Source organism: Serratia sp. ID 25-353 (genome assembly GCF_054792795.1).
Genome location: NZ_CM139236.1, coordinates 4,392,117 through 4,406,204, shown reverse-complemented (window position 1 = coordinate 4,406,204; position 14,088 = coordinate 4,392,117). Strand labels below are relative to the sequence as shown.

Annotated in this window: 20 protein-coding genes; all 20 read left to right on the top strand. The window is 57.3% G+C overall.

Annotated features, from left to right (window positions below; all coding sequences use genetic code 11):
* Nucleotides 1-33 precede the first annotated feature (33 nt).
* Nucleotides 34-1,242, top strand: a complete 1,209-nt coding sequence (locus tag ACYF6X_RS21140; protein ID WP_197800829.1) for a phage major capsid protein, P2 family — start codon at nt 34-36, stop codon at nt 1,240-1,242.
* 2 nt (nt 1,243-1,244) lie between these two features.
* Nucleotides 1,245-1,904: a phage terminase small subunit gene (locus ACYF6X_RS21135; RefSeq protein ID WP_197800830.1), complete on the top strand. Its 660-nt coding sequence runs from the start codon at nt 1,245-1,247 to the stop codon at nt 1,902-1,904.
* A 93-nt stretch (nt 1,905-1,997) separates the two neighbouring features.
* The gene (locus ACYF6X_RS21130; protein ID WP_023447568.1) at nt 1,998-2,486 is read left to right on the top strand and encodes a head completion/stabilization protein; all 489 of its coding nucleotides are present in this window, start codon (nt 1,998-2,000) and stop codon (nt 2,484-2,486) included.
* A complete protein-coding gene (locus ACYF6X_RS21125) occupies nt 2,486-2,689 on the top strand; it encodes a tail protein X (protein ID WP_015379118.1) in 204 nt (67 codons plus the stop codon). The genes ACYF6X_RS21130 and ACYF6X_RS21125 overlap by 1 nt, the downstream gene beginning before the upstream one ends.
* 4 nt (nt 2,690-2,693) lie before the next feature.
* Complete coding sequence (locus ACYF6X_RS21120; protein ID WP_031231709.1) at nt 2,694-2,903, top strand: HP1 family phage holin; 210 nt, start codon at nt 2,694-2,696, stop codon at nt 2,901-2,903.
* Nucleotides 2,887-3,399, top strand: coding sequence for a lysozyme (locus ACYF6X_RS21115; protein ID WP_460924578.1), 513 nt, complete (start codon nt 2,887-2,889; stop codon nt 3,397-3,399). Before ACYF6X_RS21120 ends, ACYF6X_RS21115 begins: the two co-directional genes overlap by 17 nt.
* Nucleotides 3,396-3,824, top strand: coding sequence for an Rz-like lysis system protein LysB (gene lysB / locus ACYF6X_RS21110; RefSeq protein ID WP_086556869.1), 429 nt, complete (start codon nt 3,396-3,398; stop codon nt 3,822-3,824). The genes ACYF6X_RS21115 and lysB overlap by 4 nt, the downstream gene beginning before the upstream one ends.
* Nucleotides 3,718-3,948: an Rz1-like lysis system protein LysC gene (lysC, locus tag ACYF6X_RS21105; RefSeq protein ID WP_230199994.1), complete on the top strand. Its 231-nt coding sequence runs from the start codon at nt 3,718-3,720 to the stop codon at nt 3,946-3,948. The genes lysB and lysC overlap by 107 nt, the downstream gene beginning before the upstream one ends.
* Nucleotides 3,920-4,393, top strand: coding sequence for a phage tail protein (locus ACYF6X_RS21100; protein WP_197800825.1), 474 nt, complete (start codon nt 3,920-3,922; stop codon nt 4,391-4,393). The genes lysC and ACYF6X_RS21100 overlap by 29 nt, the downstream gene beginning before the upstream one ends.
* The gene (locus ACYF6X_RS21095; protein WP_197800824.1) at nt 4,380-4,835 is read left to right on the top strand and encodes a phage virion morphogenesis protein; all 456 of its coding nucleotides are present in this window, start codon (nt 4,380-4,382) and stop codon (nt 4,833-4,835) included. The genes ACYF6X_RS21100 and ACYF6X_RS21095 overlap by 14 nt, the downstream gene beginning before the upstream one ends.
* Before the next feature lie 34 nt (nt 4,836-4,869).
* On the top strand, nt 4,870-6,192 hold the full coding sequence (locus ACYF6X_RS21090) for a DUF4062 domain-containing protein (RefSeq protein WP_197800823.1): 1,323 nt from the start codon (nt 4,870-4,872) through the stop codon (nt 6,190-6,192).
* Nucleotides 6,193-6,280: 88 nt separating this feature from the next.
* Nucleotides 6,281-6,910: a phage baseplate assembly protein V gene (locus ACYF6X_RS21085; protein WP_197800822.1), complete on the top strand. Its 630-nt coding sequence runs from the start codon at nt 6,281-6,283 to the stop codon at nt 6,908-6,910.
* Nucleotides 6,907-7,257 carry a GPW/gp25 family protein gene (locus ACYF6X_RS21080; protein WP_048321956.1) on the top strand — a complete coding sequence of 117 codons (351 nt, stop codon included), beginning with the start codon at nt 6,907-6,909 and terminating at the stop codon, nt 7,255-7,257. Before ACYF6X_RS21085 ends, ACYF6X_RS21080 begins: the two co-directional genes overlap by 4 nt.
* 4 nt (nt 7,258-7,261) lie before the next feature.
* Complete coding sequence (locus ACYF6X_RS21075) at nt 7,262-8,170, top strand: baseplate assembly protein (protein WP_342184497.1); 909 nt, start codon at nt 7,262-7,264, stop codon at nt 8,168-8,170.
* Nucleotides 8,163-8,696 (top strand): phage tail protein I, encoded by a 534-nt coding sequence (locus ACYF6X_RS21070; protein WP_015379109.1) that lies wholly within the window; start codon nt 8,163-8,165, stop codon nt 8,694-8,696. The genes ACYF6X_RS21075 and ACYF6X_RS21070 overlap by 8 nt, the downstream gene beginning before the upstream one ends.
* 9 nt (nt 8,697-8,705) lie before the next feature.
* Nucleotides 8,706-11,231 (top strand): phage tail protein, encoded by a 2,526-nt coding sequence (locus ACYF6X_RS21065; protein ID WP_460924573.1) that lies wholly within the window; start codon nt 8,706-8,708, stop codon nt 11,229-11,231.
* A gap of 1 nt (nt 11,232) precedes the next feature.
* Complete coding sequence (locus ACYF6X_RS21060; RefSeq protein ID WP_197800832.1) at nt 11,233-11,754, top strand: tail fiber assembly protein; 522 nt, start codon at nt 11,233-11,235, stop codon at nt 11,752-11,754.
* Nucleotides 11,755-12,029: 275 nt separating this feature from the next.
* On the top strand, nt 12,030-13,199 hold the full coding sequence (locus ACYF6X_RS21055; protein ID WP_460924571.1) for a phage tail sheath protein: 1,170 nt from the start codon (nt 12,030-12,032) through the stop codon (nt 13,197-13,199).
* A gap of 15 nt (nt 13,200-13,214) precedes the next feature.
* Nucleotides 13,215-13,724 (top strand): phage major tail tube protein, encoded by a 510-nt coding sequence (locus ACYF6X_RS21050; RefSeq protein ID WP_023447563.1) that lies wholly within the window; start codon nt 13,215-13,217, stop codon nt 13,722-13,724.
* 54 nt (nt 13,725-13,778) lie between these two features.
* Complete coding sequence (locus ACYF6X_RS21045) at nt 13,779-14,060, top strand: phage tail assembly protein (RefSeq protein ID WP_060418393.1); 282 nt, start codon at nt 13,779-13,781, stop codon at nt 14,058-14,060.
* Nucleotides 14,061-14,088: the final 28 nt, after the last annotated feature.

Below are 14,088 nucleotides of genomic sequence, written 5' to 3'. Positions count from 1 at the left end.
ACCCGATAAAACCGAACAAAAACAGGAAGAAAAATGCGCAAGCAAACTCGTTTTAAATTTAATGCGTTTATGTCCCGCCTCGCCGAACTGAACGGCGTCGCTACCGGCGATCTGGATAAAAAATTCAGCGTTGAGCCGTCCGTTACGCAAACCATCATGACCCGCGTACAGGATTCCTCCACGTTCCTGACCCGCATCAATATCCTGCCGGTTAAGGAAATGAAGGGTGAGAAAGTTGGTTTAGGTGTGAGCGGCACCATCGCCAGCACCACCGACACCGCCGGCGGCGATGAGCGCGAAACGGCCGACTTTGCCACGCTGGACACCGATGACTATTTCTGCCAGCAGGTGAACTACGATTTCCACATCCGCTACAACACCCTCGACCTGTGGGCGCGCTATCAGGATTTCCAGACCCGCTTACGCGATGCGATTGTGAAACGTCAAGCGCTCGACCGCATCATGATCGGCTTTAATGGTACGCACCGCGCCAAAACCTCCAACCGCGTCAAGTTCCCGTTGCTGCAGGACATCGCGCCGGGCTGGTTGCAGAAGTACCGCGAGAACGCGCCGAGCCGCGTGATGGATAAAGTCGTGGGTATGGACGGCGAGCTGTCTGAAAACATCCGCGTGGGCGCCGGTGGCGATTACGCCAACCTCGACGCGCTGGTGATGGATGCCACCAACACCCTGATTGCGCCGTGGTATCAGGAAGACCCTGAACTGGTGGTGATCTGCGGGCGCCAGCTGCTGGCCGACAAGTATTTCCCGCTGGTCAATCAGGAACAGCCCAACACCGAAGCGATGGCCGCCGATCTGATTATCAGCCAGAAGCGCATCGGCAACCTGCCCGCCGTGCGCGTGCCGTACTTCCCGGCGGATGCGCTGCTGATCACCCGCATGGATAACCTGTCGATCTACTGGCAGGAAGACACACACCGCCGCCATATGGTGGAGAACGCCAAGCGCGACCGCATCGAAAACTATGAGTCCATCAACGAGGACTATGTGGTGGAGGATTACGCCTGCGGCTGTCTGGTGGAGAACATCGAGCTGTTAGCCGTCAAGCCGAGCGAGCCAAAAACCAAGGCCGCACTGCCGACCTCCGGCGATGACATTAAGGCGCTGGCCGGTGCCATTGTTGAAGCAGTGAAAGTTGCCACCGCCCCAGCGGAGCCAGTCGCCGAAGTGAAAGACCCGGAGGAAGCACTGGCAGACGACAAAGCGAAAGGCGGTAAATAACCATGACCAGCCCTGCCCGCCGTCACCTTATGCGCCAGTCAGCGGTCGAGGCCGCGCAGCGGGAGAATGACCCGCTGCGCCACGCTAACGGCTATGAACTGATGATGCTTAAACTCTATGAAGATAAGCGAAAGCTCAAACAGGTGCGCTCAAACGAGCGTAAAGCCGAACTCAAGCGCCAACTGCTGCCGGAGTATGCCCCCTGGGTTGCCGGTGTGCTGGCCGAAGGTCGCGGCGCGCAGGACGCCATTCTGATGACGGTCATGATCTGGCGTCTGGATGCCGGGGACATTCCCGGCGCGCTGGACATCGCCCGCTATGCGCTGCGCTATCAGCTGGCACCACCGGGCAAATTCGCGCGCTCCACGCCATACCTCATCGCGGAAGAGGTCGCCGAGTCTGCCACCCGCGCCTTTGAGGCCGGGGAGCCGGTCAACATTGACCACCTCATGCAGACGATGGAACTCACCGACGCAGAAGACATGCCCGACCAAGTGCGCGCCAAGCTGCATAAAATCACCGGGTACGTCTTGCGCGCGGCTTGCCGGGCTGAACTGGCATTGAACCACCTTAAGCGTGCACTGCAGTTGCATAACGGCTGCGGCGTGAAAAAGGACATTGAACGGCTGGAGCGGGCGATACGCACCGCCGCCAGCCGCTGACAGAACGCGCCCCGCGCCGGGCGGCACGACGGCCGCGACAGGTTTCACCTCGTCAACGCCGTCGTCCACCGCCCCCTAACTTTCTGAGGTCATATGAGCACCGTTGTGATTAAGCGGCCACGCCCGGACGCGCCAGCACCGCGCCCGGAGGATGAGCCGATCGTTAAAAACGTCTTTTTCTGGCCGGACATCGACCCGGCAGACGTGCGCGACGTGATGCGCATTGAAGGCACCATCACCGCCCCGCGCCTGCGGCTGGCAATTAAAAGCGCGATCGCGGAGGTGAACGCCGAATTGTTCACCTTCCGCCGCGACCAGATGGCCGACGGCTATCAGCGGCTTGAGGATGTGCCGGGTGAACAGCTCGACGGCGAAAGCGTGCGGGTGAGCGAGTACCGCAACGCCGTCAGCGCGATGACCATGGCGACGCTCTCGGAGCAATACCGCAGTTTCGACACCACCGCCACCGGCGGCCGCAAGGCTGATGTGGTTGAAGCCTCGATCGGCGAGCTGTGGCGAAACGCCCGCAACGCGATCAGTAACGTGGCCGAGCGTAGCCACTGCATCATCGGGCTGCTCTGATGAGAGTCTACGCCCTGCAGGGCGACACCGTTGATGCGATTTGCTGGCGCTACTACGGGCGCACGCAGGGCGTAGTTGAGCAGGTCTATTCGCTAAATGAAGGGCTGGCCGCTGCCGGGGCAATCTTGCCGCACGGCCACCCGGTCGAGCTGCCGGACGTGACCGCCGCGCCGCAGCGTGAAACCGTCAATCTATGGGATTAAAAACATGGAGCGCATCACCTCATTTTTAGCCTACGCGGTGGCGATGTTCCTCGCGTGGATCGGCAAGTATTCGCCGCAGGACATCGCTTTTATGGTTGGCGCCGCCGTCGGTGTCGGCACATTTCTCGTTAACTGGTACTACCGCCGCAAAAGCTATCAGTTGTTGAACAAGTTAGGCGTCAGCCGGAGGGTTTACGATGAACTCAATCGCTAAACGCTGCAGCGTGGCCGCCGTGCTGGCGCTGGCGGTGCTGTTGCCGCAATTCAGCGCGCTGCAGATCTCTGAGACCGGGTTGCGCCTGCTGGCCGATTTTGAAGGTTGCCGCTTATCGCCTTACCAATGCCAAGCGGGCGTCTGGACAAGCGGCATTGGCCACACTGCCGGGGTAAAGCCCGGCACGGTTATCAGCGAGCGCCAAGCTGCCGTTAACCTCGTTGCCGACGTATATCGTGTGGAGCGCGGCATAGGCCGCTGTATGCCTGTCACGATGCCGCCGCCGGTTTATGACGCGGTGGTGTCCTTTGCCTTTAACGTCGGCGTCACGGCCGCCTGCGGCTCTACGCTGGCCGGTTTCATCAAGCGGCAGGACTGGCGCAGCGCCTGCCAGCAGTTGCCGCGCTGGGTGTTCGTCAACGGCGTCAAATCGCCGGGACTGGAACGGCGCCGGGCGGCGGAGCTGGCCCACTGCCTGATCGGGGCCGCGCAATGAGCCGCGCGATCGGCTGGTTTCTGGTGCTGGCGCTGGTCGTCGCCGGTTGGATGAAATGGCAGGTTGTCACGTTGGGGGAACGGCTGGAAAGCGCCCGGCAGGAGAACGGCCGGATAGCGGCGGCGCTGACCGATACCCGCGCGGCGATCGACACGTTGCAGGCGGCGGCCGGTCGGCTGGCGCAGGAAGAGGAAAAGTTAAGGGGCGACCTAAACGCCGCGCACCGGCTGGCGCTGACGCGCGAGCAGAAAATACAGAGGTTACTCAATGAAAATCAGCAATTACGGGACTGGTTTAACACTGCTTTGCCTGCTGACGTTGCCCGGCTGCACCAGCGCCCCGGCTTCACCGGCGCCGCGGATTATCTACGTTGGCTGTCCGAAAGTGAGTCTGTGCCAAATCCCGGCCAGCCGCCCGGCGACTAACGGCGATCTGAGCGCCGATATTCGCCAGCTTGAAAACGCCTTGGCGGCCTGCGCGGTGCAGGTCGAAACGATAAAACACTGTCAGGAACAACACGATGTTAAAACCGCAACAGCTCCGCGCTGAGCTGACAAGCTGCCTGCAGTGGCTACAGCGCAACCCTGAAAATCTGCAAGTGCGGGTAGAACGCGGCAATGTGGCCGCCACGCTTGCCGCCTCGCTGTCCCATGAGTACCGCTATACGCTTAACCTGCTGTTTTTGGACTACACCGGCGATCTGGATTTAATCATGGTGCCGATTCAGGCATGGCTACGGGAGAACCAGCCGGACATCATGGCAACTGAGGAAAAGCGCCGCACCGGGATCACCTTCGCGAGTGACTTCAACAACAACGGCTCTTACGATTTCAGCGTATCGCTGCAGCTGACCGAGCGTGTAGTGGTCAGCGAAGAGAACGGCGCACTACACGTTAAGCACCTGCCGGAGCCGCCGTTACCGGAGCACATCACGCGGCCGATGCAGCTCTTTGTTCACGGTGAATTAGTGAGTGAATGGTATGAGCGAGCTTAATCCCTTTGACACCCGGCTTGCCGGGCTGATTGCCAAGCTGTCGCCGCAGTCGCGTAAGTCGCTGGCCGTTGCCGTTTCAAAGCGCCTGCGCGCCGGTCAACAGCAACACATCAAACGCCAGCAGGCGCCGGACGGCACACCCTACGCGCCGCGCAAAACTCGGCTTCGAAACAAAAAGCGCCTGCGCGATCGGGCAATGTTCTCCAAGCTGCGCACGGCCCGTTACCTGAAAGCCCAGGGCAACAGCGATGCGGCCGTGGTTGAGTTTGTCGGGCGGGTTCAGCGTATGGTCAATGTGCATCATTTTGGCCTGCGCGATCGGCCGACGCCGCACAGCGAGGCGGTAAAATATGATGCGAGGCCATTGTTAGGTTTTTCGTCAAATGATCTCTCAAACATTGAGAAAGAAATTGTTGCATTCATAATTGATGGCAGCTATTAATTATATAAATTAAGCTAAATGTTAGAGTGATCTTATGGATGATAAAAAATACCAAATCTTTGTCAGTTCAACGTATAAAGACCTGTATAAGGCGAGAAAAAAGGTAATTGAAGCTATATTGAGTATTTATCACTTCCCTGTTGGTATGGAAATGTTTAGTGCTGATGATTCCGAACAATGGGAAATAATAAGGGAAACTATAGATGCGAGTGATTATTATATAGTGATTATTGGTCATCGTTATGGCGTGATGACTAATGATGAATATAGTTATACTGAAAGAGAATATAGATATGCTAAAGAGATAGGAATACCTGTTCTGGCTTTTATTCGTTCGAGAAATATAGCCTTAACTGATGATGAAAGGGAAAGTAATCCAGAGGCACAGAAAAAACTCAATGATTTTATTTCACTGGCTCAGGGGAGTAAAATGTGCGATTTCTGGGAAACCCCAGATGATTTGGTAACCAAAGTGGCAATTGCACTTCCTAAAATATTTAAAAGAACCCCTAGAGTAGGCTGGGTTAGGGGGAGTGAGGCTATTTCTAAAGAAATATCTCAAGAGCTCGCTGAACTGAGTAATGAAAACAGAAGGCTGAGAGAGAAACTATTGGCTTTGGAAATGGATAGAAATCAGGATGTACCTAATTTAATAGTTAGTTTGTCGGATGAAGATACATTGAGTTTAAAAATATCATCTGATCTTGAACAAATAAAAATGCCTGAAAGGTTAAGCTATTCGGACATCACTGCGGAGTATGTTGGGTCTGTTAGCCATGCGGATATAGACCGTTACAATGAGAAATTACCATCTGCTGATGAGTTTGAACGATATAAAAAGGCTGTCATTTTTTATTCTAGAGTAAATAATGATATATTGGAAGTAACTCCAAAAATAAAGAATATAGGCAGGGTGAGTGCGTCAAATATTAGAGTGGAAATGGTTTTTCCCGACTTCGTTAAACCTATGGAGTTTTATGATGTTAAGCGTATACCAGAGCCGAAAAACATCTTTCCGGCGAACCCAATGGTGATAAAAAGGTCGTTGACAGATATCAGGAATTTCCTCGGGAAAGGAACGCCATTAAGCTATAAGCCTATCGATGTTAATAGTGGGTCTCAATCAATTATTTCTGCAGCTCTTAATATTCCAGTGGCATCACCAAACTCTTGGGTTGATGTGAACGGTTCAGTGGTTGAGGTTTATAGAAATAAAGTAATGCATACAAAAAGTGCTGAGTGTGATTCTTTTATTTTGATTCCTTTAGATAAAGGTGAAGGGCGTATTGAAGTCAATATTATTTGTGAGGAGTATAAAGAGCAGGCAACCATCTATGTGCCTATCTCAGTGAAATAGATAGGCTTATCGAACAAACTCTGTTGTGCCTCCGATCTTCCAACCTCATCGCGTTGTCGCCGCCCGCGCCGGGCGGCATCCTTCCAGCATGAACAATCAACACGACATTTTGCGCCTGCTGCGCAACCTGATCCGCATCGGCACCGTGAGCGCCGTTGACCTCGATAACGGCCTGTGCCGTGTCGAAACCGGCGGCAATCTTACCGACTGGCTCAACTGGCTAACTTGTCGCGCCGGGCGTACTCGCAGCTGGTCGGCGCCTTCTGTCGGTGAGCAGGTGCTGATCTTTGCACTGGGTGGCGAACTCGATACCGCGTTTGTGCTGTGCGGCATTTTCTCCGATGACTTCCCGGCCCCGTCTGCGTCGGCGGATGCGCTGCACATCGCGTTCCCGGATGGTGCGGTCATCGAGTATGAACCGGAAACCGGCGAGCTGAGCGTGTCCGGCATTAAAACTGCCAACGTGCAGGCCTCGGAGTCCATCACCGCCAGCACCAAAGTGGTGATCGTTACGGCTGACAAAATCATGCTCGATGCACCAGAGGTGGTCTGCACCAACAAACTCACCACCGGCACGCTGGAAGTGCAAAAAGGCGGGGCGATGCGCGGGAACATTGAGCACAGCGGCGGCTCGTTCTCGTCGAATGGCGTCGTTGTTGATACGCACGCCCACGGCGGCGTCCAGACCGGTGGCGGACAAACGGGGAAACCAACATGAACAGCGCCAAATATATCGGCATGAACCGAGGCAATGGCCGCACGCTGACGGACATCGAGCATATTCGCCAGTCCGTGGCGGACATCCTGATCACGCCGCAGGGCTCGCGCCCGATGCGCCGGGCCTATGGCTCGTTGCTCTCTGAGCTGCTCGACCAGCCGCAAAACGATGCGCTGCGCCTGCAGATTATGGCCGCCTGCTACAGCGCGATTTTGGCGTGGGAGCCGCGCGTCAAGCTGACCGGCATCGCTTTTAATACCACCTATGACGGCAAGATGGTGATCGACATCACCGGCACCCGCACCGATGCCCCCGGCGCGCTGTCGCTGTCTGTTCCTGTGAGCTGAAACCATGGCAACGATTGACCTTTCACAGCTGCCCGCGCCGATCGTCGTTGAGGTGCTGGATTATGAAGATATTTTGGCGGAGCGTAAGGCGACGCTGATTTCGCTTTACCCGGAGGAACAGCGGGAGGCCGTCGCGCGCACGCTGGCGCTGGAGTCGGAGCCGATCGTTAAGCTGTTGCAGGAAAACGCCTACCGCGAGGTGATTCTACGCCAGCGCGTCAACGATGCTGCGAAAGCGGTGATGCTGGCGCACGCCACCGGCGAAGATCTCGACCAGCTCGGCGCCAACTTCAACACGCCGCGACTGGTGATCACCCCGGCGGATGAAAGCACTATCCCGCCGACACCGGTAGTCATGGAAACGGATGAAGATTACCGCCTGCGCCTGCAGGATGCTTTCGAAGGCATGAGCACAGCGGGATCGGCCGGTTCCTATCGTTTTCACGCCCGCTCGGCCGATGGCCGGGTGGCCGATGTGACGGCAATCAGCCCATCACCGGCTAACGTGACCGTCACCGTGTTGTCACGAGACGGCGACGGCACCGCCAGCCCCGAACTGCTGCAGGTTGTCCGCGATGCGCTGAATGATGAGGACGTTCGCCCGGTCGCCGATCGCGTCATCGTGCAATCAGCCAAAATTGCCCCGTATGTTATCGAGGCCGTTCTATATCTGTATCCCGGCCCGGAAGTGGCGCCCATCCTTGACACCGCAAACAAACGGCTACGCGCCTATGTGCAAAATATGCGGCGCCTCGGGCGCAGTATCCGGCGCTCAAGCATGAATGCGGCATTGACCGTTGAAGGTGTCGAACATGTGGAAATCATCAAGCCTGCTGCTGACATCGTGCTGGATAAAACGCAGGCGGGTTACTGCACCGGCGTGAACATTACCCCAGGGCGAGCCGATGACTAACCGTCTATTGCCTGTCGGCTCCTCACCGCTGGAAGTTGCCGCCGCCGCCGCGTGTGCCGAGCTGGAGCGCGTGCCGGTTCCCCTGCGTGATCTGTGGAACCCGAAAACCTGCCCGGTGCATCTGCTGCCCTATCTGGCGTGGGCGTTCTCTGTCGATCGCTGGGATGAGGCGTGGCCGGAGGACGTGAAGCGGGGCGTGGTTTCGGCTGCGTTCTACATTCACCGGCACAAGGGCACCATCGGCGCCGTGCGCCGCGTGGTGGAGCCGCTCGGCTACCTGATTAACGTTATCGAATGGTTCCACACCGACGGCGCCGATCCGCCCGGCACCTTCCGGCTGGATATTGGCGTGCTGGAAACCGGCATCACCGAGGAAATGTATCAGGAAATGGAGCGCCTGATCGCCGACGCCAAGCCCCTGAGCCGCCACCTGATCGGCCTCAACATTTTGCAAGACATCCCCGGCCGGATTTACACCGGCGCGGCCGCCATTGATGGCGATGTCATTACCGTTTACCCCGGATAAGAGAAAATCATGAATAAATACAAAGCGATTATTACCACCGCCGGGGCGGCCAAGATTGCCGCCGCCAGCGCGGGCGGCACGCAGTTGAAAATCGTCTCTATGGCCGTCGGCGACGGGAACGGCACGCTGCCGACGCCTAATCCGGCGCAAACAAAACTCGTCAACGAGAAATACCGCGCGGCGCTCAACGGGCTGACTATCGATAAGGCGCTGAAAAATCACATTCTGGCCGAGATGATTATTCCGGCGAACGTCGGCGGGTGGTGGTTGCGTGAAATGGGCCTCTATGACGAGGCCGGGACGCTGATTGCCGTCAGCAACATGGCGGAGAGCTACAAGCCGAAGCTGGAAGAGGGCAGCGGCCGCACGCAGACGCTGCGCATGATCCTGATTGTCAGCAGCATCGAGGCGATTCAGGTGATCGCCGGTGGCGACACCGTGCTGGCGACCAAGGATTTTGTGGCCGACGCGATCGCCGCGCATGAGAAAACCCGAAACCACCCGGACGCCAGCACCACGGCGAAAGGGCTGGTACAGCTGAGCAGCGCAACGACCAGCACCGACGAAACGAAAGCCAGCACGCCGAAGGCGCTTAAAACGGTCAGCGATGCCAGCATGAAGAAGGCCGCGAACCTCTCAGACCTGACCGACAGGGCCGCCGCGCGCGGCAATTTGGCGTTAGGTACGGCCGCGACGAAAAACGTTGGGGTAGAGGGCGGGCAACTGATGGAGGTCGGCGCGTTTGGTCTGGGGGCGGGCGCGCGGGCTTTCGATAACGCTTATTGCAACACTGCGCAAATTTACCGGCTGAATGCGACCTCTGAGAACAAGCCGCCGATCGCTGGAAATATTGCCGCCGGGGTGCTGAGCCTGCCTTGCGATGCCGCACCCTCAACGGGCTATGTCAGCGTGTCGGGGCTGGGACATGGTTTTATTGGCCGTTCTAACCGTCCTGAAAATGGGGTGGTGTGGTCACGGATTTACACCACCGATTACAAACCAACGGCCGCCGATGTCGGCGCATGGAGTAAAACCGAAGCTGACGGCCGTTTTCTGATGCTGTCCGGCGGCACGGTGAAAAAACTGGCTATTAAGCCCGGTAGCGCTGAAACGGATGGGGATTCACTGAGTATTGAGGGAAACCAGCATACGCCGTTGGTCATGAGCCGCCCTTCAGCACAGAGTAATTTATCAATCGGTTTCCAAGTCGCCGGGAAGGCACTGATGCGTCTTGGTATGGGGATCGATGACGAGCTGCATTGGGGCGCTGAAGCTAATCAGGGAGCAAACCCGCGTATTTATACGACGGCGAAACCGCCTACCGCGCAAGAAACCGGTGCGCTGACGGATGCGCAGGCTATGCAGAAATATGCGCTCCGATCCATCAAGGTGAACGGCAAACCGTTGAGCGGGGATGTCAATCTATTGGCGGGGGATGTCAACGCATGGAACAAAACCGAAGCGGATGGCCGCTATGTAAAACAGACCGGCGACACGATGAAAGGGGCGTTAACTCTGCCGCGTATCGTATTCCCGAACGAAAATACCGCCAATGCAGACGATGACTTAAATCGCGAAAATGGCTTTACCGTTGAGTCATTGGTTGCCACTACCAATAAGGGCTATCCTGTGCCGGGCGGCATGGGGGTGTTGTTTACCGGGAAAGTGAATGAGTTCCGCAATGTGCAATTTGCCGTAGGCTCCGGCGATTTGGCGTTTTACTTGCGCTCGATGCGAAAAGACAGCGCGGCTTCGCTCCGCTGGGCGCGAGTTTATACGACGGACTACAAACCGACGGCGGCGGATGTCGGCGCGCTGACCGACGCGCAGGCCGCCCAGAAATACGCGCTGCGCTCTATCAAAGTGAACGGTAAGCCGCTGTCCGCCGATGTCAATTTGTTGGCCGCTGACGTTAACGCGTGGAATAAAACCGAAGCAGATGGCCGCTATCTGGCGAAGACTGGCGGGCAGTTAACCGGGACGCTAAAGACCAGCGCGGAGATCCAATCTACCCATATTGATAATTATCGCATGGTCGGCGGCGGGTTTGGTTCCTTCTGGCGCAATGACGGCAACCGGCTTTACCTGCTGCTGACAAACGAAAACGACCAGTACGGCACATTCAACACCCTGCGTCCGTTCTCTGTGGATGTCAGAACCGGCGCCGCCGCTTTTGAGTCGGGTATGCATATCGGCGGTAAATGGCCTGCGATCACCACCTCCAGCGGGACAACGTGGCACCCAGACGGAAACGTACAGGGGTCAGCATGGGGCGGCTACCTCAGCAACTGGCTTAATCAAAATATCTCGGCTGCGCAGAATAATGCGCAGAACTGGGCCTATCAGAATTTGGTTCAGGGTGTGCGCATGGCCGGGCGCACGGTTATCGCGGATACCGGCGGGCGCATCGATTTACCGTCGGGCTGTGTTTATACGGGTATGTCCGGCTCAAACTACAACCCCTCAATCTGGGGCGCTTATTCAGCGGTTCAGGTGCTGATTAACGGCACATGGGCAACAATTGGAACGGTGTAAAATGCAACACATTAAGAATTTGAAGCGATACACGCCGGAAGAATTATTCCTCGGCGAGAGCGTGATTTATCTTCAGGATGATAACGGTATTGACTGGTACGCCGCGCAAAAATTGTTTTCGCCGGACACCGTAAAACTGGCTTATGACGAAAGCGGCATTATCTGCGCGATTAACAGCGATGTGTCGATGCTGTGGCCGATAGGCTTATCGGTTGTTGAGCTGAACCCAACGAAACTACCAAAGCGCTGTCTGGCTAATGGTGAGTGGGTGTTTGACGGTAAGAAGGTGAGCCAGCGCGCCTATTCTGCCGAAGAAATGATGGCGAGGGCTGAAGCCAGAAAAAATGAATTACTGGCGATCGCGGGTAAGGCTGTTGCGCCGCTTCAGGATGCTGTTGATTTGGATATGGCGACCGAGGCAGAAAAAGCGCTGTTGGCGGACTGGAAAAAATACCGCGTGACGCTGAATCGTCTTGATATGTCAGCCCCGGAAATTGACTGGCCGGTGGCGCCCGCCGCCTAAGAAAAAAGCCCGCAGCGATGCGGGCTTTTGTATTTGCGGTATTCCCTGATGTTGCCGCATCTACCTTTCGACATTACCCCGCCCGGCTAAAATCCGTCCAATTGATTGCATAGATCAATACGGCGTTATTGATCGGCGCGAGCGATCGTTATTTCCTCAAAATCTCCCAATCCGGCCCGGCCTGTTGTCTGGTCGGCCTTCCAGCACCCACCGCGTGCGGCCCGGCGCGCCGGGCGTCATCATGCCTGCACCTACTCACCACCCGGAGCAAATTAATGGGCGATTATCATCACGGCGTGCGCGTCGTCGAAATCAACGACGGCACCCGCGTTATTTCCACCGTATCGACGGCTATCGTCGGCATGGTCTGCACGGCGGAGGATGCCGACGCATCGGTTTTCCCGCTCGATATCCCGGTACTGATCACCGACGTACTGGCCGCCTCCGGCAAGGCCGGTAAAAAAGGCACGCTGGCGGCGTCGCTGCGGGCGATCGCTGAACAGGCGAAGCCGGTCACGGTAGTTGTCCGCGTTGCCACCGGCAAAGACGCGGCGGAAACCACCTCCAACATCATCGGCGGCGCGAATGCGGAAGGCCGCTATACCGGCATGAAAGCGCTGTTATCTGCACAGGCTGAGCTGGGCGTTAAGCCGCGCATCCTCGGCGTGCCGGGGCTGGATAATCAGGAGGTCGCGACGGCGCTGGCCGGGATTTGCCAGCAGTTGCGCGCGTTCGGCTATATCAGCGCCCACGGCTGCAAAACCGTGCAGGAGGCTACCAAGTACCGCGACAATTTCAGCCAGCGCGAGCTGATGCTGATCTGGCCGGATTTTGTCAGCTGGAACACCACCGCCAACCAGAGCGACATCGCCTACGCCACTGCCCGCGCGCTGGGCCTGCGTGCAAAAATCGACACGGAAACCGGCTGGCATAAGACGCTTTCAAACGTTGGCGTTAACGGCGTGACCGGCATCACCGCCAGCGTGTTCTGGGATTTGCAGGCGCCCGGCACCGATGCTGACCTGTTAAACCAAGCGTGCGTCACCACGTTGATCCGCAAAGACGGCTTTAAATTCTGGGGTTCCCGCACCTGTTCCGATGATCCGTTGTTCCTGTTCGAGAACTACACCCGCACCGCGCAGGTGCTGGCCGATACCATGGCCGAGGCGCACCTATGGGCCGTTGACCGCCCGGTAACGCCTACGCTGGTGCGCGACATGATTGACGGTATCAACGCGAAATTCCGCGAGCTGAAATCCGCCGGGCTGATTATCGACGGCACTTGTTGGTACGACGTAAGCGCCAACACCAAAGAAACGTTGAAGGCGGGCAAGCTGTTTATCGATTACGACTACACGCCGGTGCCACCGCTCGAAGATTTAACCCTGCGCCAGCGTATCACCGATCGCTATCTGGCGACGTTTGCGGCATCCGTGAACCGCTAAAGGAGACGTTAGAACATGGCACTGCCGAAAAAACTGAAATACCTGAACCTGTTCAACGACGGCTACAGCTACATGGGCGTGGTGTCCTCGCTGACGCTGCCGAAGCTCACCCGCAAGCTGGAGAAATACCGGGGCGGCGGCATGAACGGCGCGGCCTCCATCGATATGGGGCTGGACGATGACGCACTGGCCGTTGAGTGGTCGATGGGCGGCATTGATGAGCTGGTGCTGAAGCAGTGGGGCGCCGTCGATGCTGTGCCGCTGCGCTTTGCCGGTTCCTTCCAGCGTGACGACACCGGCGAGGTGTCCGCTGTGGAAGTGGTGATGCGCGGCCGCCACAAAGAAATCGACTTTGGCGAGTACAAGCAGGGCGAGGATACCGAAACCAAGGTTTCCACCGAGTGTACTTACTTCAAGCTGACCGTGGACGGCAAAGAGCTGATCGAAGTCGACACGGTGAATATGGTCGAAAAGGTCAACGGCGTTGACCGGCTGGCCGAGCATCGCAAGGCGATCGGCCTGTAATTTTGGCGCCAGCCCGCCGGGCTGGCCCTTTTCCCCCTGATTTGAGAGAACACCATGAAAGACGCAAAAGAAAATACCGTTACCCTCGACACCCCGATCCAGCGCGGTGAAACCACCATCACCGAGGTGCAGGTGATTAAACCGAACGCGGGCGCGCTGCGCGGCGTCGGGCTGGCGGCGATCGCCAACGCCGATGTTGACGCGCTGCTGGTTGTGCTGCCGCGCGTGACCGTGCCTAACCTGACCAAAGAAGAATGCGCGCGCCTTGAGCTGCCGGATTTGGTGGCGCTGGCCGGGAAAGTGGTCGGTTTTTTGTCGCCGAACTCGGCGGCGTAATCCCTGACGCCCGGCTGGGCGTTGATGA

Coding starts and splice junctions, on each gene's coding strand:
- ACYF6X_RS21135 (WP_197800830.1), top strand. CDS start 1,245: ATGACCAGCCCTGCCCGCCGTCACCTTATGCGCCAGTCAGCGGTCGAG.
- ACYF6X_RS21130 (WP_023447568.1), top strand. CDS start 1,998: ATGAGCACCGTTGTGATTAAGCGGCCACGCCCGGACGCGCCAGCACCG.
- ACYF6X_RS21100 (WP_197800825.1), top strand. CDS start 3,920: ATGTTAAAACCGCAACAGCTCCGCGCTGAGCTGACAAGCTGCCTGCAG.
- ACYF6X_RS21075 (WP_342184497.1), top strand. CDS start 7,262: ATGGCAACGATTGACCTTTCACAGCTGCCCGCGCCGATCGTCGTTGAG.
- ACYF6X_RS21115 (WP_460924578.1), top strand. CDS start 2,887: ATGAACTCAATCGCTAAACGCTGCAGCGTGGCCGCCGTGCTGGCGCTG.
- ACYF6X_RS21090 (WP_197800823.1), top strand. CDS start 4,870: ATGGATGATAAAAAATACCAAATCTTTGTCAGTTCAACGTATAAAGAC.
- ACYF6X_RS21065 (WP_460924573.1), top strand. CDS start 8,706: ATGAATAAATACAAAGCGATTATTACCACCGCCGGGGCGGCCAAGATT.
- lysB (WP_086556869.1), top strand. CDS start 3,396: ATGAGCCGCGCGATCGGCTGGTTTCTGGTGCTGGCGCTGGTCGTCGCC.
- ACYF6X_RS21070 (WP_015379109.1), top strand. CDS start 8,163: ATGACTAACCGTCTATTGCCTGTCGGCTCCTCACCGCTGGAAGTTGCC.
- ACYF6X_RS21085 (WP_197800822.1), top strand. CDS start 6,281: ATGAACAATCAACACGACATTTTGCGCCTGCTGCGCAACCTGATCCGC.
- ACYF6X_RS21050 (WP_023447563.1), top strand. CDS start 13,215: ATGGCACTGCCGAAAAAACTGAAATACCTGAACCTGTTCAACGACGGC.
- ACYF6X_RS21120 (WP_031231709.1), top strand. CDS start 2,694: ATGGAGCGCATCACCTCATTTTTAGCCTACGCGGTGGCGATGTTCCTC.
- ACYF6X_RS21080 (WP_048321956.1), top strand. CDS start 6,907: ATGAACAGCGCCAAATATATCGGCATGAACCGAGGCAATGGCCGCACG.
- ACYF6X_RS21125 (WP_015379118.1), top strand. CDS start 2,486: ATGAGAGTCTACGCCCTGCAGGGCGACACCGTTGATGCGATTTGCTGG.
- ACYF6X_RS21045 (WP_060418393.1), top strand. CDS start 13,779: ATGAAAGACGCAAAAGAAAATACCGTTACCCTCGACACCCCGATCCAG.
- ACYF6X_RS21140 (WP_197800829.1), top strand. CDS start 34: ATGCGCAAGCAAACTCGTTTTAAATTTAATGCGTTTATGTCCCGCCTC.
- ACYF6X_RS21060 (WP_197800832.1), top strand. CDS start 11,233: ATGCAACACATTAAGAATTTGAAGCGATACACGCCGGAAGAATTATTC.
- ACYF6X_RS21095 (WP_197800824.1), top strand. CDS start 4,380: ATGAGCGAGCTTAATCCCTTTGACACCCGGCTTGCCGGGCTGATTGCC.
- ACYF6X_RS21055 (WP_460924571.1), top strand. CDS start 12,030: ATGGGCGATTATCATCACGGCGTGCGCGTCGTCGAAATCAACGACGGC.